This window comes from Aquariibacter albus (genome assembly GCF_014145335.1).
Classification (GTDB): Bacteria; Pseudomonadota; Gammaproteobacteria; order Burkholderiales; family Burkholderiaceae_C; genus Aquariibacter; species Aquariibacter albus.
The window spans coordinates 1,164,180-1,187,319 of the sequence record NZ_JACIVI010000001.1 but is presented as its reverse complement, the minus strand read 5'-3'; the positions used below and the strand labels follow the sequence as shown (position 1 = coordinate 1,187,319).

At 74.1% G+C, this 23,140-nt stretch carries 19 protein-coding genes and 1 pseudogene; 7 read left to right on the top strand and 13 right to left on the bottom strand.

Translation table 11 applies throughout. The features are described 5' to 3' along the window. Positions 1-24 precede the first annotated feature (24 nt). From H4F90_RS05285 to H4F90_RS05265, 5 genes are read right to left on the bottom strand one after another with little or no spacing between them, the layout of a single operon-like run. The gene (locus H4F90_RS05285; protein WP_182662141.1) at positions 25-618 is read right to left on the bottom strand and encodes a class I SAM-dependent methyltransferase; all 594 of its coding nucleotides are present in this window, start codon (positions 616-618) and stop codon (positions 25-27) included. Positions 619-658: 40 nt separating this feature from the next. Further along, positions 659-847, bottom strand: coding sequence for a hypothetical protein (locus H4F90_RS05280; RefSeq protein ID WP_182662139.1), 189 nt, complete (start codon positions 845-847; stop codon positions 659-661). A gap of 6 nt (positions 848-853) precedes the next feature. Then, entirely contained in the window at positions 854-2,083 is a 1,230-nt protein-coding gene (locus H4F90_RS05275) for an MFS transporter (protein ID WP_182662138.1), read from the bottom strand. 35 nt (positions 2,084-2,118) lie between these two features. Next, entirely contained in the window at positions 2,119-3,084 is a 966-nt protein-coding gene (gene argF, locus H4F90_RS05270) for an ornithine carbamoyltransferase (RefSeq protein ID WP_182662136.1), read from the bottom strand. 42 nt (positions 3,085-3,126) lie between these two features. After that, positions 3,127-4,344, bottom strand: a complete 1,218-nt coding sequence (locus tag H4F90_RS05265; RefSeq protein WP_182662134.1) for an aspartate aminotransferase family protein — start codon at positions 4,342-4,344, stop codon at positions 3,127-3,129. A gap of 310 nt (positions 4,345-4,654) precedes the next feature. On the opposite strand from H4F90_RS05265, the gene H4F90_RS05260 reads away from it, so the two are divergent. Further along, complete coding sequence (locus tag H4F90_RS05260) at positions 4,655-4,984, top strand: DUF3579 domain-containing protein (protein WP_182662132.1); 330 nt, start codon at positions 4,655-4,657, stop codon at positions 4,982-4,984. Here the strand turns inward: H4F90_RS05260 and H4F90_RS05255 are convergent. The 3 genes from H4F90_RS05255 to H4F90_RS05245 are packed head-to-tail and all read right to left on the bottom strand — an operon-like array spanning position 4,972 to position 7,335. Continuing rightward, positions 4,972-5,781, bottom strand: a complete 810-nt coding sequence (locus tag H4F90_RS05255) for a BPSS1780 family membrane protein (RefSeq protein WP_182662130.1) — start codon at positions 5,779-5,781, stop codon at positions 4,972-4,974. The genes H4F90_RS05260 and H4F90_RS05255 overlap by 13 nt on opposite strands. Beyond that, positions 5,778-6,770 carry a homoserine kinase gene (locus H4F90_RS05250; protein ID WP_182662128.1) on the bottom strand — a complete coding sequence of 331 codons (993 nt, stop codon included), beginning with the start codon at positions 6,768-6,770 and terminating at the stop codon, positions 5,778-5,780. Before H4F90_RS05250 ends, H4F90_RS05255 begins: the two co-directional genes overlap by 4 nt. Before the next feature lie 58 nt (positions 6,771-6,828). Then, on the bottom strand, positions 6,829-7,335 hold the full coding sequence (locus H4F90_RS05245) for a hypothetical protein (RefSeq protein WP_182662126.1): 507 nt from the start codon (positions 7,333-7,335) through the stop codon (positions 6,829-6,831). Positions 7,336-7,398: 63 nt separating this feature from the next. Between H4F90_RS05245 and polA the strand changes: the two genes are divergently transcribed. After that, positions 7,399-10,200, top strand: a complete 2,802-nt coding sequence (gene polA / locus H4F90_RS05240; RefSeq protein WP_182662124.1) for a DNA polymerase I — start codon at positions 7,399-7,401, stop codon at positions 10,198-10,200. An 84-nt stretch (positions 10,201-10,284) separates the two neighbouring features. Here polA and H4F90_RS05235 read toward each other — a convergent pair whose 3' ends face one another. Next, complete coding sequence (locus H4F90_RS05235; RefSeq protein ID WP_182662122.1) at positions 10,285-11,853, bottom strand: NYN domain-containing protein; 1,569 nt, start codon at positions 11,851-11,853, stop codon at positions 10,285-10,287. A 138-nt stretch (positions 11,854-11,991) separates the two neighbouring features. Here H4F90_RS05235 and H4F90_RS05230 point away from each other — a divergent pair, with 138 nt between their 5' ends. From H4F90_RS05230 to H4F90_RS05225, 3 genes and pseudogenes are all read left to right on the top strand, one after another. Next, entirely contained in the window at positions 11,992-13,335 is a 1,344-nt protein-coding gene (locus tag H4F90_RS05230) for a class I SAM-dependent methyltransferase (RefSeq protein ID WP_182662120.1), read from the top strand. 83 nt (positions 13,336-13,418) lie between these two features. Beyond that, positions 13,419-13,808: pseudogene (locus H4F90_RS15840) on the top strand (deoxyribodipyrimidine photo-lyase); the annotation flags it as partial. A 54-nt stretch (positions 13,809-13,862) separates the two neighbouring features. Further along, the gene (locus tag H4F90_RS05225) at positions 13,863-15,047 is read left to right on the top strand and encodes an FAD-binding domain-containing protein (RefSeq protein ID WP_407926172.1); all 1,185 of its coding nucleotides are present in this window, start codon (positions 13,863-13,865) and stop codon (positions 15,045-15,047) included. A gap of 40 nt (positions 15,048-15,087) precedes the next feature. Here H4F90_RS05225 and mnmC read toward each other — a convergent pair whose 3' ends face one another. From mnmC to earP, 3 genes are all read right to left on the bottom strand, one after another. After that, on the bottom strand, positions 15,088-17,265 hold the full coding sequence (gene mnmC, locus H4F90_RS05220) for an FAD-dependent 5-carboxymethylaminomethyl-2-thiouridine(34) oxidoreductase MnmC (protein WP_182662116.1): 2,178 nt from the start codon (positions 17,263-17,265) through the stop codon (positions 15,088-15,090). Between the two features lie 51 nt (positions 17,266-17,316). After that, positions 17,317-17,871 (bottom strand): elongation factor P, encoded by a 555-nt coding sequence (gene efp, locus H4F90_RS05215; RefSeq protein ID WP_182662114.1) that lies wholly within the window; start codon positions 17,869-17,871, stop codon positions 17,317-17,319. A gap of 107 nt (positions 17,872-17,978) precedes the next feature. Then, complete coding sequence (earP, locus tag H4F90_RS05210) at positions 17,979-19,217, bottom strand: elongation factor P maturation arginine rhamnosyltransferase EarP (RefSeq protein ID WP_328700826.1); 1,239 nt, start codon at positions 19,215-19,217, stop codon at positions 17,979-17,981. Between the two features lie 166 nt (positions 19,218-19,383). Between earP and H4F90_RS05205 the strand changes: the two genes are divergently transcribed. Together H4F90_RS05205 and H4F90_RS05200 are read left to right on the top strand one after the other, a co-directional pair. Then, positions 19,384-21,573, top strand: coding sequence for an excinuclease ABC subunit UvrC (locus H4F90_RS05205; protein WP_182662112.1), 2,190 nt, complete (start codon positions 19,384-19,386; stop codon positions 21,571-21,573). A gap of 125 nt (positions 21,574-21,698) precedes the next feature. Then, positions 21,699-22,226, top strand: a complete 528-nt coding sequence (locus H4F90_RS05200; protein WP_182662110.1) for a hypothetical protein — start codon at positions 21,699-21,701, stop codon at positions 22,224-22,226. Between the two features lie 18 nt (positions 22,227-22,244). On the opposite strand, the gene H4F90_RS05195 is transcribed toward H4F90_RS05200, so the two are convergent. Continuing rightward, positions 22,245-23,105 carry a ZIP family metal transporter gene (locus H4F90_RS05195; protein WP_182662108.1) on the bottom strand — a complete coding sequence of 287 codons (861 nt, stop codon included), beginning with the start codon at positions 23,103-23,105 and terminating at the stop codon, positions 22,245-22,247. Between the last annotated feature and the right edge of the window lie 35 nt (positions 23,106-23,140).

Below are 23,140 nucleotides of genomic sequence, written 5' to 3'. Positions count from 1 at the left end.
AGGCGCGCGGCCCGGGCGGCCGGCTCAGGCGGCGTCGAGCCGGCGCGCGCGCGCCGGGGCGGTGTCGGCCTCGGGCCGGGCTGCGGCGATGCGCTGGATGCGGCGCGGCGGACCGTCCAGCAGGCCGTCTTCGTAGCCCAGCACCTGCAGCCCGGCGGAGGCCGCCACGGCCAGCAGCTCGCCCGGGCGCAGCAGGAAGTCCGGCCGGCTGGGCCGGCCCAGGGCTTCGTGGCCGAGCGCGAAGGTCTCGTGCAGCCACAGACCGCCCGGGGCCAGGCAGGCCAGCAGGGCGGGCCAGAGCGGTCGCCACAGGTAGTTCGTCACGACGATCGCGTCGAAGGCTCCGCCGGCCAGCGGCCAGGGGCCGTCTTCCACGTCGGCCTGCAGCGGCTGGAGGCCGGGCAGCCCGGCGAGGCCCGCCAGGGCTTCGGCATCGCGATCAAGCGCGGTGACCTGCAAGCCCCGCGCGGCGAGCCAGCGTGCATGCCGGCCACGGCCGCAGGCCAGATCCAGCACCCGGGCGCCGGGGGGCAGCCCGGCGGCCCAGCGGGTGATCCAGGGCGAGGGCGCCTGCAGCGCGGCATGGGGCTCGGCAGGGCGGAGGGGCGGCAGGCTCATGGGAGGCGGTGGGGCGCGGGAAGGGATCGCCGGCGGGAGGCTAGAAGCAGGCGATCAGGCGGCTGCCCAGGCTCATGATCACCCCCGGTTGCAGCCAGGCCAGCAGGGTGGCCAGCAGCACGAGGGCGACCAGCAGGCCGCCCAGCAGCGTGCCCCGCAGCGCACCCCGCAGCCGCAGCGGCCGGGGCAGCGACTGCCGCCGCGACAAGGACCTCGCCGAGCGCTGCATCGCGGCTCAGCCGGCGGCCGGCCGCAGCCGTGCCAGCGGCGTCTCGCGCACCGGCAGGTTGAGCAGCGCGGCGAGCACGCCGAGCGCGATGCACAGGCCCCAGACGCTGTCGTAGCGGCCCTGGTGGTCATAGAGCCAGCCGCCCAGCCAGACCCCGAGGAAGCTGCCGAGCTGGTGCGACAGGAAGACCGTGCCACCCAGCATCGACAGGTGCCGCACGCCGAAGATCTGCGCAACCAGGGCATTCGTCGGCGGTACCGTGGACAGCCACAGCAGGCCCATGGCCGCGGCGAACAGGTAGACGCTCAAGGCGCTCAGCGGCGCCAGCAGGAAGACGACGATCACCACCGAGCGCAGCGCATAGATGGCCGCCAGCAGCCGCGGTTTGGAATGACGCTGACCGATCAGGCCGGCGACGTAGGTGCCGATCACGTTGAACAGGCCGATCAGGGCCAGTGCGCCGGTGGCCACCTCGGGGCCCAGGCCGTGGTCGCGCAGGTAGCTCGGCAGGTGCACGCCGATGAAGACCACCTGGAAGCCGCAGACGAAGTAGCCCGCCGTCAGCAGCAGGAAGCGGCGTTCGCCGAGCGCTTCGCGGATCGCGGCGCCCGCACCCTGGGCAGCCGGCCCCCCCGCGGCGCCGGCCGGGCGCGGCGCTTCGCGCAGGCCCCAGGCCAGCGGCAGGATCAGCAGCACCGAGCCGGCCAGCAGCAGCAGCGCCTGCTGCCAGCCCAGGCGGTCGATCAAGCCGCTGGCCAGGGGCACCATCAGGAACTGGCCGAAGGAGCCGGCCGCCGCCGTCAGGCCCATGGCCCAGGAGCGGCGCTCGGCCGGCACATTGCGGCCGATCACGCCGTAGACCACGGCATAGGTCGTGCCGGCCTGGGCCAGGCCGATCAGGCCGCCGCTGCTGAGCAGGAAGGCGGTCGGCGCGCCCGCCAGGGCCATGCCGGCCAGGCCCAGGGCGTAGAGCAGGGCCCCTGCGCTCAGCACGCGCAGCGCGCCGTGCCGGTCGGCCAGCAGGCCGACCAGCGGGCCGGCCAGGCCCCAGACCAGGTTCTGCACGGCCATGGCGAAGGCGAAGGTCTCGCGCGTCCAGCCGCGCTCCATCGTGATCGGGCTCAGCCACAGGCCGAAGCCGTGGCGCACACCCATGCTGAGCGTGACGATGGCCGCCCCGCAGATCAGCAACTGCCGGATCGAGAGGGCCGGTGCAGACCGGTTCAGGGGGTTCATCGCGAGGACCTCGGCAGGGGGGGCGGACCGGGGGCTCAGCCGATGCGCCCGAGCAGCAGGAACTCCATCAGCGCCTTCTGCACGTGCATGCGGTTCTCGGCCTCGTCCCAGACCACGCTCTGCGGGCCGTCGATGACCTCGGCCGCCACCTCCTCGCCGCGGTGGGCAGGCAGGCAGTGCATGAAGACGGCGTCGGGCTGGGCCACGGCCATCATCTCGGCGTCCACGCACCAGTCGGCGAAGGCGGCCTTGCGGGCCTCGTTCTCGGCCTCCCAGCCCATGCTGGTCCAGACGTCGGTGGTGACCAGGTCGGCGCCGCGGCAGGCATCCATCGGGTCCTTGAAGACCTTGAAGCAGCCCGGGTCGCGCACGCCGGCCACCGCCGGATCGACCTCGTAGCCGCTCGGGGTGCTGACATGGACGGTGAAGCCGAAGATCTCGGCCGCCTGCAGCCAGGTGTTGGCCATGTTGTTGCCGTCGCCGACCCAGGCCACCACACGGCCCCTGAGGCTGCCGATGTCGGGCATGCCGGCGCGGGTCGTGCCGCCGCGATGCTCCAGCCAGGTGAAGAGGTCGGCCAGGATCTGGCAGGGGTGGTACTCGTTGGTCAGGCCGTTGATCACCGGCACGCGCGAATGCGCGGCGAAGCCTTCGAGCTTGGCCTGCTCGTAGGTACGGATCATCACCAGATCGACCATGCGGCTGATGACGCGGGCGCTGTCCTCGATGGGCTCGTCGCGGCCGAGCTGGCTGCCGCTGGTCGTCAGGTGCACGACCGAGCCGCCGAGCTGGTACATGCCGGCTTCGAAGCTCACGCGGGTGCGGGTGCTGGCCTTCTCGAAGATCATGGCCAGGGTGCGGTCGGCCAGCGGCGTGTACTTCTCGTAGTTCTTGAAGCGCTGCTTGATGACCGCGGCGCGGCCGAAGAGGTAGGCGTACTCCTCCGCGCGCAGGTCCTTGAACTGCAGGTAGTGCTTGATCAGGCTCTTGCCGGGTTTCATCGGGCGAGGGGCTCGGGGGCCAGGGTCAGGTTGACGCGGCGCTCAGGCCGCGGCCGGCGCGCTCAGGAAGGCGCGGATCAGCGGCACCAGCAGCGCGACGAGGCGGTCGGCCTCGGCCACCGTCAGGATCAGCGGCGGCACCAGGCGGATCACGCGGTCGGCGGTCACGCTCATCAGCAGGCCGGCGTCGAGGGCCTGCTGCAGGAGCACGCCGCAGGGGCGGTCCAGCTCGATGCCCAGCATCAAGCCCGTGCCGCGGATCTCGACCACGCCGGCCAGCCCGGCCAGCTCGCGCGTCAAAGAGCCCTTCAGGTGCGCGCCGACGGCCGCGGCATTCGCCAGCAGGCCCTCGTCCTCCATCACCGCGATCGTCTCCAGGGCGGCCCGCATGGCCAGCGGGTTGCCGCCGAAGGTCGTGCCGTGGTTGCCCGGTTGCAGCACCTTCACGGCCTTGGGGCCGCAGACCACCGCGCCGATGGGCACGCCCGAGCCCAGGCCCTTGGCCAGCGGCATCACGTCCGGCTGGATGCCGGCCCACTGGTGGGCGAACCACTGGCCGGTGCGGCCGATGCCGCACTGCACCTCGTCGAGCATCAGCAGCCAGCCCTTGCGGTCGCAGAGCGCGCGCAGTTCGCGCAGGAAATCGAGCTGGGCGGGATGGATGCCGCCTTCGCCCTGCACCGTCTCCAGGAAAACGGCGCACACGCCGGGCCGCTGCGCAGCGACCGTCTCGATCGCCGCCAGATCGTTCAGCGGCACGCGCACGAAGCCCGGCACCAGCGGGCCGAAGCCCTGCTGCACCTTGGGATTGGCCGTGGCCGACAGGGTGGCCAGGGAACGGCCGTGGAAGGCCTTGTCGAAGACCAGGATCTCGGGGGCCTCGATGCCCTGGTCGACGCCATGCTTGCGCGCGATCTTGATCGCCGCCTCGTTGGCCTCCAGGCCCGAGTTGCAGAAGAAGGCGCCGGTCAGGCCCGAGAGCTCGCAGAGCTTGGCGGCCAGCTGCTCCTGCAGCGGGATCGCGTAGTAGTTGCTGGTGTGGATCAGCTTGCCGGCCTGGTCGGCGAGGGCCGCCACCAGGCGCGGATGGGCATGGCCCAGGGTGTTGACCGCGATGCCGGCCAGGCCATCGAGGTATTCGCGGCCCTCGGTGTCCCAGACCGTGCAGCCGCGGCCATGGGACAGCGCGACCGGCAGGCGCCCGTAGGTGTTCAGCACATGGGGCATCGCCGTCGGGGCGAGGCGTTCGGGGGCGTTCATTCGGCGGCGCTCCGGATCGTCGGACAAGCGAGCGATTCTACGAAGCGCGACCCGGACCGCCCGTGACAGCCCGCTGCAGCCTGCCTTGACGAAAGCGGCGCGGAACGTGCCAAAGCCGGGACGCTTACCCCAGCCTGTCCGGCCCGCAGCCCGGGCGGCCGAGTGTGGCGTCGTGTGGCACAGGCGTTGCTGCACTGCGCAAGGTCGTGCCGGTCTGCGCGAGAATGCCCGGCTGTCCCGATCCAAGCCCACCTGCTTTCCGGGGCCCGTGGCGCCACCGCGCCGCACGCCTTACCTGTCTCACCCGACCGTGCCCCATCCCGACGCCCCCCGCGAAATCGTCATCCTCGGTCAGACGACCGAAGGTCGCACCTTCCGCCCCAGCGACTGGTCCGAACGACTCGCCGGCGCGATGAGCAGCTTCCGTCCGGGCCGGGCGCCCGCAGGCCGCGGGGGACACCTCGGCTACTCGCCCTACTGCGTGCCGACGGTGATGGGCGGCGTGAAATGCGTGGTCGTCAACGAAGCGCTGCGCGAGCTGGAGCCGCGTGCCTGGGACTTCGTGATGAGCTTCGCCCGCGACAACCGCCTGCAGACCACCGAGGCCTGCCTGCTGCCGGAGCCTCCTCAGGCCGACTGAGCCGGCGCCGGAGGCTCCGCGGCGGCGGAAGCCTCCTCCTCGAAGCTGTCCGCGTACACGCGCCACATCGAGGCGTAGAAGGCCGTCGAGAAGGCCATGCCGGCCGGCAGCGCCGCCAGGCTGGCCGCCTGGACCAGGCCCAGCGCAAGCAGCAGCAGCTGCACCAGGGCCAGGCAGACCAGCAGCAGCAGGAACCAGCCCAGGCCCATCAGCAGGTAGGCCCCCAGGCCGCGCCAGCAGGCCAGCACGCTGCCGAAAAGAGCTTGCGCGACCGTCTGGCGGCCCCAGACCAGCAGGGCGGGCGCATGCCAGAACACCAGCGAGACCGCACCCAGCAGCAGCATGCGCAGGGCCATCGTGCCTTCCAGGCCGCTGGCGTCCAGCGTGCCGCCACCCCCGGCCGATTCCCGGGCCAGCTGGTCGACGAAGGCATTGAATCGGCCGCCGTCGATCGCATCGGCCAGCAGGCTGCTGCCGAAGGTCAGGGCCGCGTAGAGCAGGCCCAGCGCGGCAAAGCCGCGGCGCTGGCGCGGGTCGCGCAGCGCGGCCTGCCAGGGCAGGGCCGGCACGCGGCGCCCGGCGGCCTGCTCGCGGCCCGACACCGTGAAGCCCCAGCTCAGCAGGGGCAGCAGAGCGATCGAGAGCAGCGGCCCGCCCGGCAGCATGCTGATCAGCAGCAGCACCAGGCCCGCCACGCCGAGCTGGGCCGAATAGGCCATGGGCTGCGCGCCGAAGGCGGCGAAACCCGCACGGACCCAGCGCAGGCCCTGCAGCGGACGCACCTGACGCAGCTTCATGCCGCCACCGCCACCGGCCAGGGGCTGGCGATGCGCTCGCGCAGCACGCGCTCGAAGTGGCGCGGGTCGTGCGGGGTCAGCATGTGGGCTTCGCGCGGCAGGTGGTAGTCCCAGAGCCGCGAGATCCAGAAGCGCATCGCCGCACTGCGCAGCAGGGCCGGCAGCAGCGCACGCTCTTCAGCGCCCAGCGGCCGGACGGCTTCGTAGGCGGCCAGCAGGGCCTCGCTGCGGGCCGGATCGAGCCGACCGGTGGCGGTGTCGATGCACCAGTCGTTCAGGCAGACGGCCAGGTCGAAGCCCAGGCTGTCGCAGCCGGCGAAGTAGAAGTCGAAGCAGCCCGACAACCGTGTCTGCGGGCCGGCTGGCCCGTCGTCGAACATGGCGTTGTCGCGGAACAGGTCGGCATGCACGGCGCCACGCGGCAGCGCGGCGTAGTCTGCCGAGGCGGCCAGGGCCTGCTGGAAACGCAGCTCCGCATCGATCAGCGCGAGCTGTTCCGGGGCCAGGTGCGGCCGCACCAGCGGCACCGTGGCTTCCCACCAGGCCAGGCCGCGCAGATTGGGCTGCTGCAGCGGGAAGTCCTGCACGGCCCCGTGCATGCGGGCCAGCAGGGTGCCGAGCTGCGCGCAGTGCAGGGGCTGCGGCGCCATCACGCTCTTGCCGCGCAGGCGGTCCACCACGGCGGCCGGCTTGCCGGCCAGGCTCAGCAGGATGCGGCCTTCGGGATCCGCCTTGGGCTCGGGCACCGGCAGGCCACGCCGCGCCAGGTGGCGCATCAGCTCCAGGTAGAAGGGCAGCTGCTCGGCGCTCAGGCGCTCGAAGACGGTCAGCACATGGTCGAGCCGCTGCCCGTCGCGCTCGCTGACGACGAAGTAGTTGGTGTTCTCGATGCCTGCGGCGATGGGCTGCAGCTCGGTGAGCCGGCCGAGCCCGAGGCGGGCGATGAGCGCGGCGGCGGCGTCGAAGCCGACCTCGGTGAACACGGCCATGCGTGGCAGGTCCTGGGAACGTGGGCAGAAACAGTCCGGGCGGCGCGCGCAGCGCCGCTCAGAAGGAGAAGACGCGCCAGGTGCGCTGGCCGCCGGTGCGGCTGAGGCTGGGGCCTTCGCCGAAATCGCGGCCGGCGTCGGTCGGCTGGATCTCGTAGGGCTGCTGGATCGGACCGCCGCCCTTGGGCGTGACCGTCATGCGCTGCACCGCGCCGCGCACGCGCAGCTCCTCGATGCGGGCGGCGTCGTCCTCGACGACGCGGCGCTCGATGCGCGGTTCGCGGCGGTCGCCGGTCGGGCCGCTGTCGCTGTCGCCCGGGCTGGCGCGGGTCACCCGGTGGCGCGGCGCGGGCGCACTGGCTGCAACGGCGGCGGCCGGCGCCGGCACGGCCTGGGCCGGCCGGTCGGCCAGCCGCGGCGGGGCCGTCAGGTCGGCCGCCTGGGCCAGGGCCGGCAGCAGCAGGGCGCCGAAGAGGCCCTGACCGAGCCGGTGCAGGATCACCCGGCCCGGGCCGGCCGGCAGCGGAGCGGACGAACGGCGGGTGGGGTGGGGGTGAGCGCGCATGGCCCGGATTGTAGGAGCCCCCCCGACGGCCCCCCGCCACGGTGCGGCATCGACAATGCCGGCATGAGCACCTCCCTGCTGCTGGTCGACGGCTCCAGCTACCTCTACCGCGCCTACCACGCCCTGCCGGACCTGCGCGGCCCCGGCGGACTGCCCACCGGCGCCGTGCACGGCATGGTCGCCATGCTCAAGCGCCTGCGCGAGCAGTTTCCGGCCGCCCATGCCGCCTGCGTCTTCGACGCCTCCGGCCCGACCTTCCGGGATGCGCTCTATCCCGCCTACAAGGCCCAGCGCAGCGCCATGCCCGAGGACCTGCGGCGCCAGATCGAGCCCATCCACGAGGTGGTGCGCCTGCTCGGCTGGCCGGTCATCGTGCAGCCCGGCATCGAGGCCGACGACGTGATCGGCACCCTGGCCCGCGCGGCGGCCGCGCGCGGCGAGACGGTCGTCATCTCCACCGGCGACAAGGACCTGGCCCAGCTCGTCGACGTCCACGTCAGCCTCATCAACACCATGAGTGGCGAACGCCTGGACCCGGACGGCGTGCAGGCCAAGTTCGGCGTGCCGCCCGAACGCATCGTCGACTACCTGACGCTCATGGGCGATGCCGTGGACAACGTGCCCGGCGTGGAGAAGGTCGGCCCCAAGACGGCGGCCAAGTGGATTGCCGAGCATGGCTCGCTCGACGGCGTCATCGCCGCGGCCCCTTCCATCAAGGGCGTGGCCGGCGAGAAGCTGCGCGAGGCCCTGGACTGGCTGCCCACCGCCCGCAGCCTGGTCACCGTCAAGTGCGACTGCGACCTGGCGCCCAGCCTGCCCGGCTGGCCGGCCTGGGACGGCCTGGTCTGGCAGGACGCACCAGCCGAGGCCCTGCTCGACTTCTACGCCCGCCATGGCTTCAGGACCTGGGGCAAGGAGCTGGCCGGCGCGCTGGGCGTCGAGCTGCCGGCCGTGGCGCCCGCCTCGCCGGCAGCCACGCCTGCCGAGGGCGAGGCCGCCCCGGCGACGCCTCCCGCGGCCGACGCCGCCGACGCGGCGCCCCTCATCCCGCCCATCGGCACACCGGTGCATGAATGCATCACCAGCTGGGAGGCCTTCGAGCGCTGGTTCGCCCGCCTCCAGGCCGCCGAGCTGGTCGCGCTGGACACCGAGACCGACAGCCTGGACAGCCTGCGTGCCCGCATCGTCGGCCTGTCCTTCAGCGTGCAGCCGGGCGAGGCCTGCTACATCCCCCTGGCCCACGACTACCCCGGTGCGCCTGAGCAACTCCCGCTGCAGGCCGTGCTGGACCGCCTGCGTCCCTGGCTGGAAGACCCGGCCCGCGCCAAGCTCGGCCAGCACATCAAGTACGACCAGCATGTCTTCGCCAACCACGGCCTCACGGTCGCCGGCTATGCCCACGACACCCTGCTGCAGAGCTATGTGCTCGAAGCCCACAAGGCCCACAGCCTGGAGAGCCTGGCCAGCCGCCACCTCAATCGCACGGGCCTGAGCTACGAGCAGGTGGCCGGCAAGGGGGCGCAGCAGATTCCCTTCGCCCAGGTCGACCTCGACACCGCCACCCGCTACTCGGGCGAGGACAGCGACATGACGCTGCACGTCCACCAGGTGCTGTGGCCGCAGCTCCAGCAGGCGCCGCGGCTGCGCGAGGTCTACGAGCGCATCGAGATGCCGGCCTCGCGCGTGCTGCAGCGCATCGAGCGCCACGGCGTGCTGATCGACAGCGCCCTGCTCGGCCAGCAAAGCCGCGAGCTGGCCGAGCGCATGCTCGCGCTGGAGGCCAAGGCCTACGAGCTGGCGGGCCAGCCCTTCAACCTGGGCAGCCCCAAGCAGATCGGCGAGATCCTGTTCAGCCAGCAGAAGCTGCCGGTGCTGAAGAAGACCGCCAGCGGCGCGCCGTCCACCGACGAGGAGGTGCTGGAGAAGCTGGCCGCCGACCACCCGCTGCCGGCCACCATCCTGGCCCACCGCAGCCTGGCCAAGCTCAAGGGCACCTACACCGACAAGCTGCCCGGCATGGTCAACCCCGCCACCGGCCGCGTGCACACCCACTACGCGCAGGCCGTGGCCGTGACCGGCCGGCTCGCCAGCAGCGACCCCAATCTGCAGAACATCCCCATCCGCACGGCCGAGGGCCGGCGCATCCGCGAAGCCTTCATCGCCCCGCCGGGGCATGTGCTGGTGAGCTGCGACTACTCGCAGATCGAGCTGCGCATCATGGCCCACCTCAGCGGCGACCCGGCCCTGGTCCGCGCCTTCGAGCAGGGCCTGGACGTGCACCGCGCCACCGCCTCGGAGGTGTTCGGCGTCCCCGTCGACCAGGTCAGCCCCGAGCAGCGCCGCTACGCCAAGACCATCAACTTCGGCCTGATCTACGGCATGGGCGCCTTCGGCCTGGCCAGCGCCCTGGGCATCGAGCAGAAGGCCGCCAAGGACTACATCGAGCGCTATTTCGACCGCTTCGCCGGCGTGAAGCGCTACATGGACACGATCCGCGAGCAGGCCCGCGAACAGGGCTATGTCGAGACCTTCTTCGGCCGCCGCGTGCACCTGCCCGAGATCCGCGGCGGCAACGGCCCGCGCCGCACCGCCGCCGAGCGCCAGGCCATCAACGCGCCCATGCAGGGCACGGCGGCCGACCTGATCAAGCTGGCCATGGTCGCCGTGCAGGACCAGCTCGATGCCGAGGGCCGCGCCAGCCGCATGGTCATGCAGGTGCATGACGAACTGGTGCTGGAGGTGCCCGAGGCCGAGCTGGACTGGGTCAAGGCCGAGGTGCCCGCCCGCATGGCCGGCGTGGCGCAACTGGCCGTGCCTCTGCTGGCCGAGCCGGGGGTGGGGCGGAACTGGGATGAAGCGCACTGAGGCGCAACGCCGCGCACCGCGGTGCCTCGGCGGCGTCCAGACGCCTCGGGCTCGGCACGCCCGGGCCGGACGGCCCGCCGCCCTTCAGCCTGCCCCGGTCATCCACGCGATCAGGGCGGCCCGGTCGCTGTCCTCCACCTTCACGCCTTCGCGGGCGCAGGCGCTGAGGATCACGCCGCAGGTCAGGGCCACCAGGTCCTCGAAGCCGTGCGGGCCGGCCTCGGGCGCGAAGCCGTGGAAGACCAGGGTGCGCAGCAGGCGCAGGCACTGGTCGCGGCTGACGGGCTGCTGCTGCCGCTGGCAGTGCTCGTGCATGGCCTGGGTGACGGCGCCCAGGCTGTAGGGCTGGAGGCTCAGGGCCTGAGCCAGGCCTTCGAGCTGCGCGCGGTACTGGGCCGGCTTGAGCGCCGGCAGGCCCACCGCGTCGAGCAGCGGGGCCACGCTGGCGCGCAGCGGGTGGGCCGGCTCGGTGGCCAGCCCGGGCAGGCTGTGGCGGGCAGGGTCCAGGGCGTAGCCGACCAGGGCCTGCCAGACGATCTGCACGCCGGGCAGGGCCAGCGCGTCCAGCAGCTTCTTCCAGCTGCCGTGGCCGAGCCAGTGCACTTCGATGCCCGGCAGCCGCGCGCGGGCGATCTGGGCCAGGCGGGCGGCCGGGATCGGCGCCTCGGCCGCAGCCACTTCCTCGACGATCAGGCGGCTGAGCTGCGCCAGCATCGGCCCGTGGCCGCCGGCTTCGCCGGCCGGCAGCGGCGGATGCAGCGGGCTGAAGCCGACGGCCGGTCGCGGCGCGGTGGGTGGGTGGGCGGTGAAAGGGCCGGTCGCCGCGCTGGCAGGGCCCGCCGCGGCGCTGGCGCCGGCCGGTGCGGCGCGCGGCATGCGGCGCGGGTCGACCAGGGCATTGAGCTCGCGGTCGATGCGCAGCGGGTCCAGGGGCAGGCTCTTGAGCAGGGCGAGAAAGGTGCCCTTGCCGGCCCAGTCGCTCAGCGGCAGCTCGGGCACCTGCACGGCCAGGGCCTTGGTCAGCGCCGGCAGCGGCACCGGCTGCTCGGCCCGGTCCATCACCCGCCAGACGACGGCTTCGGCCTGGGCCATCACGCTGTCGAGCGAGCTGGCGGCCAGGTCGGGTTCGCCGTCCTGCACGCCCAGGGCCTCGCGCAGGAAGGCCTCGGCATCGATGATCAGGTCGGCCGAGGCATCGTAGGACGCCGAGGTGGCGCCGGCCGCGAAGACGGTGGTGCGGCGGTCCTCGCGGCGCAGCTTGCGCAGCACGGGGGTGAAGTCGGCATCGGCCGAGAAGACGATGAACTCGTCGTAGCGGGTGGCCGACTGCAGGACGTCGATGATGTCCAGCACCATGTGGATGTCGGTGCTGGTCTTGCCGGCGGCCGTCATGGGCGGGCAGTCGACGATCTCGAAGCCGGCGCGGCTGAAGCCGATGCGGAAGCGCTTGTAGGGCTCGGGGTTCAGGTAGCAGCGCCGCACCAGCACGCGCCGCTGCGAGCTGCCTTCGGCGCCGGGCGGTCGCGCGAGCGTCTGCACCAGCCAGTCCAGCCAGCGGGTGGGTTGGCGGGCGAAGGCCTCGGCGTAGCTGGGGCCCAGCCGGCTGAGCCCGGTGAAGACATTGTCGAAATCGACGAAGAGGGCAGATCGCATGGCGGGCGGGGGCAGGGGCAGGGCCCCGGGGCCGCTGCGGACGGCCGGGGCCGGGAAGGCCGGCAGTGTCGGGCATGGCGGGCGTCGCCCGGCCCGGCCCGGCCGGCACCTGGCGCCGCGGCCCGACAATCCGCCCCGATGACGACGGCTCCCCTGTTCCCCGCCCTGTTCGCCCCGCCGCCCGCGGCCGATGCCCCGCCGCGCGAGCGCTTCCTGCATGTGCTGCGCGCGGTGCTGGCCTCGGGCCAGTTCCGCAAGCTGCTGCTCTCGGCGCCGGTGTGCGAGGGCGGCGAGGACGCCGAGGCTGTCGAGCGCCTGACCGTGCGCGCCCTGCTGCTGCGCGGCGAGCCCGCGCTCAGCTTCCTGTGGCGCCACCGCACGAAGGACATCACCAAGAACCATGCGCCCGAAGCCGGCCTGGCCGAGCTGGCGGCCCTGCTGGGCACGCGCTTTCGCAATGCCCACCTGCACACCGACACCGAGGAGCTGCAGTTCGCCGTGAGCCGCAAGGGCCGCGAGAGCCTGCGCCGCAGCCGCATCGCCGGGGCCGCGGCGTCGGACCCGGGCACCGCGGCGCCGGAGGACGCGGGGCCGGACGCCCCCACGGAGCCGGACGGCGGGGCCCGCCGGCCCGGGGGCGTGCCCGCGCACGACAAGGCCAAGGTCCGGCCGCTGAGCCTGGGCGATGGCGTCTGGCGCGGCCTGGGCCTGACCCACCTCGTCCGGGGCGAGCCGGCCCTCGTGCCGGCCATGGCCCGCAAGTGGAAGCAGATCAACCGTTTCGTCGAGATCCTGGCCGCCGCGGTGGACGAAGCCGGCCTGCAGGGCCCCGGGGCCGGGCCGATCCGGGTGGCCGACTTCGGCGCCGGCAAGGGCTACCTGAGCTTCGCCGTGCACGACTGGCTGCAGCGCCAGGGCCTGCAGCCGCGCGTGACCGGCCTGGAGCTGCGCGAGGACATGGTGCGCCTCTGCAATGCCCTGATCGCCGACGAGCAGCTGCAGGGCATCCGCTTCGACCAGGGCGATGTGCGCACGCAGGCCGTGCAGCCGCTGGACGTGATGATCGCCCTGCACGCCTGCGACATCGCCACCGACCATGCCTTGCATGTGGGCCTGCAGAGCGGCGCCCGCATCATCATGAGCTCGCCCTGCTGCCACAAGGAGCTGCGCCCGCAGATGCAGCTGCCGCCGGTGCTGCGGCCCATGCTGCAGCACGGCATCCACCTGGGCCAGGAGGCCGAGATGGTCACCGACGCCCTGCGCGCCCTGCTGCTGGAAAGCCAGGGATACCGCACCCAGGTCTTCGAGTTCATCGCGCTGGAGCACACCAGCAAGAACAAGATGATCCTGGCCGTGAAGGCCCGCGGCACGGCGGCCCAGGCCCTGGCCGCACGCCGGCCCGAGCTGCTGGCGCAGGTCGCCGAGATCAAGCGCTTCTACGGCCTGCGCGAGCAGCGCCTGGAGCAGTTGCTGACGGGCTGAGCCGGCGCCCCGGCGCGTGCCGCCGAAGCCCTCCCCAAACCCCCGCTACGGCGCCCCGGTCGGCCCGCCGCGACACTCCGCACATGCCGGCTCCCCCCGTCCAAGTGCTGTGGTTCAAGCGCGACCTGCGCGTGCACGACCATGCGCCCCTGGTCCGTGCCGCCGCAGCCGGCCCGGTGCTGGCGCTCTGGGCCGACGAGCCCGCGCGCTGGGCGCAAGACGACGCCTCGGCCTTCCACTGGGCCTTTGCCGAGGACAGCCTGCGCGCGCTGGAGGCCGCCCTGCACAGCCTGGGCAGCGCGCTGTGGCGCTGGCCGGGCGAGGTGGAGGGCGCGCTCGAAGCCCTCCTCGCCCGCCACGGCCGCTTCGCGCTGTGGAGCCACGAGGAGACCGGCAATGCCTGGACCTTCGCGCGCGACCGCCGCGTCGCCGCCTGGTGCCGGGCTCATGGTGTGAGCTGGACCGAGCTGCCTTCCAACGGCGTGGTGCGCCGCCTGAAGAGCCGCGACCAGTGGTCGCGCCTGTGGATGCAGCGCATGACGCCGCCGCCCCTGGACCCGCCCGCGTCGCTTCGGGCGGCCGAGCCGCCCTGCCCCTCGGCCGCCCCGCCCACTGCCGCCGCCCTGGGCTGGGCCGAGCCGCCGCCGGCTCGCCAGAAGGGCGGCCGGGCCGCCGGCCTGGCCCTGCTGCACAGCTTCCTGCAGGCGCGCGGCCGGCCCTATCGCGCCGCCATGTCCGGGCCGATGCAGGGGGCCGAGGCCTGCTCGCGCCTCTCGCCCCACCTGGCCTGGGGCACGCTCAGCGTGCGCGAGGTGCTGCACGCCGCCCTGGCCCGCCGCGCGCACTGGCTGGCCCAGGCCCCGCAGGACGAGACCGGCCGCGCCGAACGCCGCGACTGGCTGGACGCGCTCAAGAGCTTCGAATCCCGCCTGCACTGGCAGAGCCATTTCATCCAGAAGCTGGAGAGCGAGCCCGCCATCGAATGGCGCCATGTGCACCGCGGCTTCGACGGCCTGCGCCCGCACGAGGACGGCAGCCCGCTGGCGCCCGAGGCCCAGGCCCGCCTGGAGGCCTGGGCCGCCGGCCGCACCGGCTACCCCTTCGTCGACGCCTGCATGCGCAGCCTCGCCGCCACCGGCTGGCTCAACTTCCGCATGCGCGCCATGGTGATGAGCTTCGCCAGCCAGCTGCTCTGGTTGCACTGGCGCGCGCCCGGCCTGCACCTGGCGCGCTGCTTCACCGACTACGAGCCCGGCATCCACTGGCCGCAGGTGCAGATGCAGAGCGGCGTGACCGGCATCAACACCGTGCGCATCTACAACCCGGTCAAGCAGTCGCACGACCAGGACCCCCAGGGCGACTTCATCCGCCGCTGGGTGCCCGAGCTGGTCCGCCTGCCCGATGCCGCGATCCACGCGCCCTGGGAGCTGCCGCCGCATGCCCTGGCGCCCTATGGCGTGGTGCTGGGCCCGGGCGGAACCTACCCGGCGCCGATCGTGGAGCTGGCCGCTGCCATGGCCGCCGCCCGCGAGGCCGTGCACACCCGCAAGGCCCAGCCCGCCGTGCGGGCCGAGTCGCAGCAGGTCTACCAGAAGCACGGCAGCCGGCATCCGGGGCGGGAGGGCCGGCGCTGGCCGGTCCGTGGCCGGGGGGCGGCCCAGCCCACCGAGGCCCCGGCGGCGCTGCAGCGCGGGCTGTTCGACCTGGACTGAGAAAGCTTGAACGGGCTTGCCATGCCCGTTCACGCGGCCCTCAGCGCGCGGGCCGCAACAGCCGGCGCGCCGGGTCCAGGGCCTCGACCAGGGTCTGCTCCACCGGGGCGGGCTCGCCGGCCACCCAGCTCGCCAGCAGCTCGCCGGCGAGGGCCGACCAGGTCAGGCCGCGCGAGCCCAGGCCGCCGAGCAGGTAGACCCCGGTGCCGGGCCCGGTCCAGCGCGGCCAGTGCGCCGGGCTGCGCGGGACCGGGCCGGACCCGGCCCCGGCGCGGGGCAGGGCGCCGACCCAGGGCAGGCGGTCGGGCGTGGTCGCACGCCAGCCGACGCGGCCGCGTGCGGCCTCCAGGGGGCCGAGGGCTTCGGGCTCACAGCCCAGCAGGCCGGCCAGGCGCGCGCGATTGTGGGCATGGTCGGCCCGGCGCAGGGCGGGCTCGGGGTCGTCGTGCTGGCTGGTCGCGCCGGTCCAGAGCCAGCCCTCGATCGGCGGCATGGCATAGCCGGCGCCCGACAGGGCACAGCGCGGCACCGGCAGCCCGGGCGGCAGCGGCCAGGCGCTGAGCTGGCCGCGCACCTGGCCCAGCGGCCCCAGCGCGGCGGCCGCGGCTTCGCCCAGCGAAGTGCGCAGCAGGCCCGGGAGGGCCCCGGCCGCGGCCAGCACCAGCACCGGCGCGCGGCCGATCTCCCCGCCTTGCGGGTCGAGCAGGCGCCAGCCGGCGCCCTCGTCGCCGACGGGTGCGAAGCGGGCGACGCGCTGGCTTCCGACGAACTGCACGGCCCCCGGCGCGGCATCGGCCAGGAAGGCCGCGCAGACCTCGGCCGGCGCCAGCCAGCCACCCTGCGGGTAGCACCAGGCGCCGGGCGGGGGCTCGCCGGGCGTGGCCAGCGGCAGGCCGCAGCGGGCGGCGGCCTGCGGACCGTCCAGCCAGTCCAGCACGGTCGCAGGCAGGCCGGCGCGGGCGCACTGGGCGGCGGCGCTTGCGCCGTCCAGGCGTGGCTCCAGGCGCAGGAAGCCGTCCAGCGCACCGCGCACGCGCCCGGCGGCCAGCCAGGGCGCGGCCACCTGGGCCATGCGCAGCGCAGCGGCGCGGTGGGCGCGGGCATGCAGGCCGTCGTCGGGGCTGAAGGTCGCGTGCACCAGCCCGGCCGGGTTGCCCGAGGCGCCCGCGGCCGGCTGCGCCGCCGCATCGACCACCGTGCAGGCCCAGCCCGCCCGCGCGAGCGCCCAGGCCGCCGCGCAGCCGGCCAGGCCGGCGCCGACGATCAGGGCCCGCCGGTCCGAGCTCAACCGGCCGGCAGCCGGGGCGGATGCGAGCACGGCGAGGGCCGGCGGCGCGGCGGGGCGACCGGCGGGTGGCTGGCCGGCCGGGCCCGGCGCTTCGGGTGGGGCGGCCGCAGCGGCCGGGGCGCGGGCGCTGCGCGCGGCCGGGCGGATCGGCTCGATCCCGTCGGCCGCGCCTTGCGGCAGGCCGGGCGGCCGTGGCGGCACATGGACCGGGCGGTAGACGGCCTCCAGCCGGTCGCGCTTGCTGGCGAAGCCGGGCCGCCTCGCGACCTCGAAGCCCGCCTCGGACAGGGCATCGCGCACCGCACGCGCGAAGGTCCAGCTGGCGGCGCGGGCACCGGGGCGGCAACGCCGCGCGAGCGCGCGCAGCAATCCGGGCGACCAGGCTTCGGGGTTGCGGCTGGGCGCGAAGCCGTCGAGCAGTAGGCCGTCGACCGTGGCCAGCAGCTCGCGCGCCAGGGCCTCCGCCTCGCCGAAGCCCAGTTGCAGCAGCACCTGGCCGCCGTCCAGGTCGATGCGATGCCAGCCGGCGCTGGCCGGGGGCCAGGCGCGCAGCAGGGCCTCGACCTGGTCGGCCGCATGGCCGGCCCCGGCCAGCGCGCGGGCCAGGTCGGCCGGGAGGGGGGGGTGCCGCTCCAGGCCGAGATAGACCAGGCGCTGCGGCCGCTGCGGATCGGCCCGCCAGGCGGCCCAGCAGGCCAGGAAGTTCTGGCCCAGGCCGAAGCCGGTCTCCAGCAGCACGTGGCGGCTGCGGCCCGCCCAGGCGGGCGGGCCCTCGTCCGGCCCGGGCAGCAGGCCCAGGCCGCGCAGGAAGACGCCGCGCGCCTGGGCGATCGCCCCCGCCTCGCCGTGGTAGCGGTCGGCGTAGTCCGGCGCCGAGGGCAGACCCTCGGCGTCGAAGACGATGCGGGCGGGCTGGATGGCAGCGGGCATGAAAAAAGGGCAGCCGAAGCTGCCCCTGCAGGTGGCGCGGAGCCGGGAGCCTCAGACGCGCTTCTTGTACTCGTGGGTGCGGGTGTCGATTTCGATCTTGTCACCGTTCTCCACGAAGGAGGGCACGGGGATCTCGAAGCCGGTGCCGACGATGCGGGCGGGCTTCATGACCTTGCCCGAGGTGTCGCCCTTGACGGCCGGCTCGGTCTCGATCTCGCGGACCACGGTGGTCGGCAGTTCGACCGAAATGGCCTTGCCGTCGTAGAACACCACTTCGACGGCCATGTTGTCTTCGAGGTAGGAGATCGCGTCGCCCATGTTCTCGGCTTCCACCTCGAACTGGTTGTACTCGGCATCCATGAACACATACATCGGGTCGGCGAAGTAGGTGTAGGTGCACTCCTTCTTGTCCAGGATGATCTGGTCCATCTTGTCGTCGGCCTTGAAGACCACTTCGGCGCCGCCGCCGTTGAGCAGGTTCTTCATCTTGATCCGCACGGTGGCGGCGCCGCGGCCGCCGCGGCTGTATTCCGTCCGCAGGACGACCATGGGGTCCTTGCCTTGCATGATCACGTTGCCGGCGCGGATTTCCTGAGCGAGTTTCATCGGTGAACCTTGGGGTTGGGCCCGCGGGCCGAAGGCCGCGGCGGGGACGGCCCGGTCACCGCCCGCCCAAGGGGGGGTGCCGCGCGTCGGTCGAAAAGCCCGCGAGTTTAGCCGAGCGGCTGATCGGCCCGGCCATGGGCGGCCCGCCACAGCGTTCGGGCCAGATCCCCGTCGGCCTCGACCCGGGCCTGCAGCCGCGCGCGCAGCGCCTCGGCCTGCGCGGCCCAGGCGGCATGGCTGGGCTCGCCGGGGCCCAGGCCCTGCAGGGGGGGCCGGGCGGGATCAGCCAGGCCGTTCCAGCGCGCGAAGGCGGCCCGCAGCGCCTGCGCAAGCTCCGGCGGCGCGCCGGGCAGCAGCACGCGGTCGAGGAAGGCCTGCAGCTTCACGGCATGCGCGTCCTCGTCCTGCGGGTAGAGCTGCCAGAGCATCGGTCGGCCCGCCCAGAGGGCGCGGGCCAGCGAGTCCTCGCCGCGCACCAGGTTCAGGGCGCAGGCGGCCAGCAGGCGGTCGTAGTCCGGCTGGCTGAGCCAGGGCAGGGCGATCAGGCGCAGCGCGCCGCGGTCCACCGCCTGCCCGACCCCCAAGGCCTGCCCCAGCCAGGCGGCGGCCTGCTCGGTGGCATGGCCGGGGGTGAGCAGCAGGTCGAGGGGCTGCGGCCCGGCCGCCCAGGCGGCCAGCTGGGCCGGCAGCGCCGCCTGCGGATAGCCAAAGAGGCTGACCGCCGGCACGCCGGGTCGGGCGCGGCCGCCGCTGGCCTGGGCCCGCAGGGCGGCCGGGTCGAAGCCGGTGCCCGGGTCGGTCGGCAGCGGCCCGCGCATCAGGCCGCCGGTGGCCGGGGTGAAGCCGGGGTAGAAGAACCATTTGTCGAGCCCGGCGCCGGGCCCGCTGCCCTGGGGCGAGCGCAGGCCGTGGCTGCGCTCGACATAGGTCTCGGCGCTCAGGTACTCGAGGTTCAGCCAGAGCGGGGCGGGGCGGCCGTCGGACGCTTGTGCCCGCACCGGCACCGCGCCCGGCGCATGCTGGCCGGCGGCCGCAAGGCGTGCAGCCATCGCGGCGACGAAGCCGGCCGGCGGGTCGCAGCCGAAGGCCTCGACGACGACCTCGCCCGGCACTTCATCCGCCTGCGGTTCCCGCCAGGGCAGCACGCACACGCCGGGGCAGCCGTCGGGCGCCATCCAGGCCAGGGCGCGGGCATCGTCCACCCACAGCCGCACCTGGGCGCCGAGCGCGGCCAGGCGCGTGGCCAGGCGCCAGCAGACGCCCAGGTCGCCGTGGTTGTCGATCACGCGGCAGAACAGATCCCAGCGCGGGCCGGGGGCTGGGGAGGCGGGCAGGGCGGGCGGCACGGTGCGGGGGCAGGCGAGGGCGGGCGGGCGAGGCGACACAGCGGGCTGGAGCCGCCGCCGCTCGGGCACGCCGGGACCGGCTGCGGTCCCGATGCGGAGGGCGGCCGGAGGGGTGGTCCGGCGTGGTCGGCGAGGCCCGCATTGTCCCGGCCCACAATGCGCGCCGATGAGCGATTCCGACCCGCGCCCCGATGCCGTGCCGTCCGCCGCCGTGCCGGCCGCCGCCGCCGCCGTGACCGCGCCGCGCCGCGACCCGGCGTCCGCCCCGGCCGCCGAGCCGCCCGCCGAGCCCCTGCGCGACGCCGCCCGCTGGCAGGCCCTGCTCGACGAAGTGGCCGCCCTGCCGGCCCTGCCCGGCGTCTACCGCTACTTCGACGCCCAGGGCGGCGTGCTCTACGTCGGCAAGGCCCGCAGCCTGAAGAAGCGCGTCAGCAGCTACTTCCAGAAGGACCACGGCGGCAGCCGCATCGGCGTGATGGTCGGTCGCATCGCGCGGATGGAGACCACGGTGGTGCGCTCCGAGGCCGAGGCACTGATCCTCGAGAACAACCTCATCAAGACGCTCAACCCGCGCTTCAACATCCTCTTCCGCGACGACAAGAGCTACCCCTACCTGCGCATCACCGGCGTGCGGGGCGGCACCCGCCGCGGCGAGGCGGCGGCCTGCCGCGAGGGCGCTTCGCCCAGCCCGGCCGCCTACCCGCGGATGACCTACTACCGCGGCGCGGTCGACAAGCGCCACCGCCACTTCGGCCCCTACCCCAGCGCCTGGGCGGTGAAGGAGACCATCCAGCTGCTGCAGAAGGTCTTCCGCCTGCGCACCTGCGAGGACACGGTCTTCGCCCACCGCAGCCGGCCCTGCCTGCTGTTCCAGATCAAGCGTTGCTCGGGGCCCTGCGTGGGCGAGATCGATGCGCTGGACTATGCCGAGGACGTGGCCCGCGCCGAACGCTTTCTCGACGGCGACACCGAGGCCGTCGTGGCCGACCTGCAGGCGCGGATGATGGAGCACGCCGAGCGCATGGCCTACGAGAAGGCGGCCGAGCTGCGCAACCAGATCGGCGCCCTGTCCAAGGTGCTGCACCAGCAGAGCATGGAGGACACCGCCGACGGCGCCTTCGACCGCGATGCCGACGTGCTCGCCGTCGTCGTGCAGGGCGGCCGCGCCTGCGTGAACCTGGCCATGGTGCGCGGCGGCCGGCACCTGGGCGACCGGCCGCACTTCCCCAGCCACATCGAGGATGCGGCGGCGCTTTTCGGCGCCCTGGGCCAGGAGGACGAACCCGTCAGCGAAGCCCTCAGCGCCGACGAGGCCCGCCGCCGCGAGGCCGGCCCGCCGGTCGAGCAGCAGGTGCTGGAAGCCTTCCTCGCCCAGCACTACCTGGCCGAGGCTGGCGGCGAGCCTGCGCCCATCCCGCCGCTGCTGGTGCTGAGTCATCCGGTCGACAAGGCCCTGGTCGAGGCGCTGAGCACGGCCGCCGGCCGCCGCATCGCCACCCAGCACCAGCCGCGCGAGCAGCGCCGTGCCTGGCTGGACATGGCGATCCAGAACGCGCGCCTCAAGCTCGCCCGCCTGCTGGCCGAGGAAGGCTCGCAGCAGGCCCGCACCCGGGCCCTGGTCGAGGCCCTGGACCTCGCCGTCGAGCCGCTGGAGCGCCTGCGCATCGAGTGCTTCGACATCAGCCACACCGCAGGCGAGGCGACCCAGGCGAGCTGCGTCGTCTTCGAGGCGCATGCCATGCAGAGCGCGCAGTACCGCCGCTACAACATCGAGGGCATCACCCCCGGCGACGACTATGCGGCCATGCGCCAGGTGCTGCTGCGCCGCTACGGCAAGCTGGCCGAGGCCTTGCGCCGCCACAAGGGCGGCGAGGGTGCTGACAGCCCCGCCCCCAGCGGCCGCGAGCGCTTGCCCGACCTGGTGCTGATCGACGGCGGCAAGGGCCAGATCGGGGTTGCGCGCGAGGTTTTCGAACAGCTCGGCCTCGACCTGGGCCTGCTGGTCGGCGTGGAGAAGGGCGAGGGCCGCAAGGTCGGCCTGGAGGAGCTGGTCTTCGCCGATGGCCGGGAAAAGGTCTACCTGGGCCACGACTCGGCGGCGCTGATGCTGGTGGCGCAGATCCGCGACGAGGCCCACCGCTTCGCGATCACCGGCATGCGTGCCAAGCGCGCCAGCGTGCGCACCGGCGGCAGCGCGCTGGAGGAGATTCCCGGCGTCGGCCCGCGCAAGCGCGCCCGCCTGCTGCAGCGCTTCGGCGGCGTGCGCGGCGTGGCGGCGGCCAGCGTCGACGAGCTGGCCACCGTCGAGGGCATCTCCCGCGCCCTGGCCGAGACCATCCACCAGGCCCTGCGCTGAGCGCGTGATCCCGCCGGGCGGGGGCCATGCCCCCCGCGCCGACCCCGACTTCACCGGGGCTTCAGGGCCCGGCGGGCACACTGCGCGTCCGGCCACTGGCCATCCCGGCCCCGAGGAGCCCGCGCATGCCGCCCCGTTCCACCCACCCGCTGCTCGCCGTCGTCACCGGCCTGGCCCTGCTGCTGGCCGCCTGCGCGACGCCCCCGGCCCCGCCGCCGCCCGTGGTGGACCGCAGCCCGCCGCGCGAGCCGCCCCCGCCTCCGCCCCCCGTGCGTCCGCCCCCGGCTGAGCCGCCGACCGCGCGCGGCCTGCCGCCGCCGGCCACCCCCCGCAGCCTGGACGAGCTGCGCCGCCAGGCGGCGCAGCGCATCGTGGCCGCCCAGCCCGAGCGCGTCTACGAGGGGCCGCCGCCCGATCCCCTGCTGGCCGTGCCGGTGCTCAAGGTCGAGCTGCATGCCGATGGCAGCGTGCGGCGCATCGAGGTGCTGCGCGAGCCACGGCAGGCCAAGGACACCATCCAGACGGCGATCGAGGCGGTCCGTCGCGCGGCACCCTTCGGCGATGTGAGCCGCCTGCCCAAGCCCTGGGTCTTCAACGAGACCTTCCTCTTCAATGCCGAGCGCCGCTTCAAGCTGCTGACGCTGGAACGCTGAGGCCGAGGCCGACGCGGCTCAGCGGCCTGCCGGGGCGGAGGCCGGGCCGTGGTCGTGGTCGTGCCCTGGCCCGGCCTGGGCCGGCCCGTGGCCGTGATCGTGGTCATGCAGGCCGCCGACCAGGAAGGCGATCAGGGCCAGGCCGGCGGCGATCCAGGCCAGCTGCTGCGCCGTCGCGCGCCAGCTCAGGCGTTTCTGCAGCTGCGGGATCAGGTCGGCCACGGCCACGTAGATGAAGCTGCTGGCCGTCAGCACCAGCAGGTAGGGCATGGCGGCCTCGAAGGGCTGGATCGCGAAATAGCCCAGCACCCCGCCCAGCACGCCGGCCAGGCCCGACAGGGCGTTGACCAGCAGGGCACGCCGGCGGCTGAAGCCGGCATTGAGCAGCACGACGTAGTCGCCCACCTCCTGCGGGATCTCGTGGGCGATCACGGCCACCGCGGTGGCCAGGCCGACCTGGGTGTCGACCAGGAAGGCCGCGGCGATCAGCACCCCGTCGCAGAAGTTGTGGATGCTGTCGCCGATCAGCACGCTCCAGCCGCCGCGGCCGGCCTGCTCGGCATCAAAACCATGGTGGTGGTGGTGATGCGGGTCGTCGCCTTCGTGGTGGTGGCTGTGGCGATAGAGCTCGGCCTTCTCCAGCAGGAAGAAGAACAGCAGGCCGCCGAGCAGGGTCAGGAACAGGGCCTGCGGCGGCGGGCCTTGTTCGAAGGCGGTGGGCAGCACGTGCAGCAGCGCGCTGCCGAGCAGCACGCCGGCCGAGATGCTGACCAGGTGCTTCACGATCACCGGCAGCAGTTGCAGCGTGAGGGCTGCGGCCACCAGCACCGACAGCACGCCCCCGGCAAGGGTGGCCAGCACGATCCAGCTGAGCGTCATCAAGATGGGAATCCGGCGGGAAGAAGCAAAAACGC

Bases quoted from the DNA above. Each gene is read 5' to 3' on its own strand.
- H4F90_RS05285 (WP_182662141.1), bottom strand. From the start codon at position 618: ATGAGCCTGCCGCCCCTCCGCCCTGCCGAGCCCCATGCCGCGCTGCAG.
- H4F90_RS05280 (WP_182662139.1), bottom strand. From the start codon at position 847: ATGCAGCGCTCGGCGAGGTCCTTGTCGCGGCGGCAGTCGCTGCCCCGG.
- H4F90_RS05275 (WP_182662138.1), bottom strand. From the start codon at position 2,083: ATGAACCCCCTGAACCGGTCTGCACCGGCCCTCTCGATCCGGCAGTTG.
- argF (WP_182662136.1), bottom strand. From the start codon at position 3,084: ATGAAACCCGGCAAGAGCCTGATCAAGCACTACCTGCAGTTCAAGGAC.
- H4F90_RS05265 (WP_182662134.1), bottom strand. From the start codon at position 4,344: ATGAACGCCCCCGAACGCCTCGCCCCGACGGCGATGCCCCATGTGCTG.
- H4F90_RS05255 (WP_182662130.1), bottom strand. From the start codon at position 5,781: ATGAAGCTGCGTCAGGTGCGTCCGCTGCAGGGCCTGCGCTGGGTCCGT.
- H4F90_RS05250 (WP_182662128.1), bottom strand. From the start codon at position 6,770: ATGGCCGTGTTCACCGAGGTCGGCTTCGACGCCGCCGCCGCGCTCATC.
- H4F90_RS05245 (WP_182662126.1), bottom strand. From the start codon at position 7,335: ATGCGCGCTCACCCCCACCCCACCCGCCGTTCGTCCGCTCCGCTGCCG.
- polA (WP_182662124.1), top strand. From the start codon at position 7,399: ATGAGCACCTCCCTGCTGCTGGTCGACGGCTCCAGCTACCTCTACCGC.
- H4F90_RS05235 (WP_182662122.1), bottom strand. From the start codon at position 11,853: ATGCGATCTGCCCTCTTCGTCGATTTCGACAATGTCTTCACCGGGCTC.
- H4F90_RS05230 (WP_182662120.1), top strand. From the start codon at position 11,992: ATGACGACGGCTCCCCTGTTCCCCGCCCTGTTCGCCCCGCCGCCCGCG.
- H4F90_RS05225 (WP_407926172.1), top strand. From the start codon at position 13,863: ATGCAGCGCATGACGCCGCCGCCCCTGGACCCGCCCGCGTCGCTTCGG.
- mnmC (WP_182662116.1), bottom strand. From the start codon at position 17,265: ATGCCCGCTGCCATCCAGCCCGCCCGCATCGTCTTCGACGCCGAGGGT.
- efp (WP_182662114.1), bottom strand. From the start codon at position 17,871: ATGAAACTCGCTCAGGAAATCCGCGCCGGCAACGTGATCATGCAAGGC.
- H4F90_RS05205 (WP_182662112.1), top strand. From the start codon at position 19,384: ATGAGCGATTCCGACCCGCGCCCCGATGCCGTGCCGTCCGCCGCCGTG.
- H4F90_RS05200 (WP_182662110.1), top strand. From the start codon at position 21,699: ATGCCGCCCCGTTCCACCCACCCGCTGCTCGCCGTCGTCACCGGCCTG.
- H4F90_RS05195 (WP_182662108.1), bottom strand. From the start codon at position 23,105: ATGACGCTCAGCTGGATCGTGCTGGCCACCCTTGCCGGGGGCGTGCTG.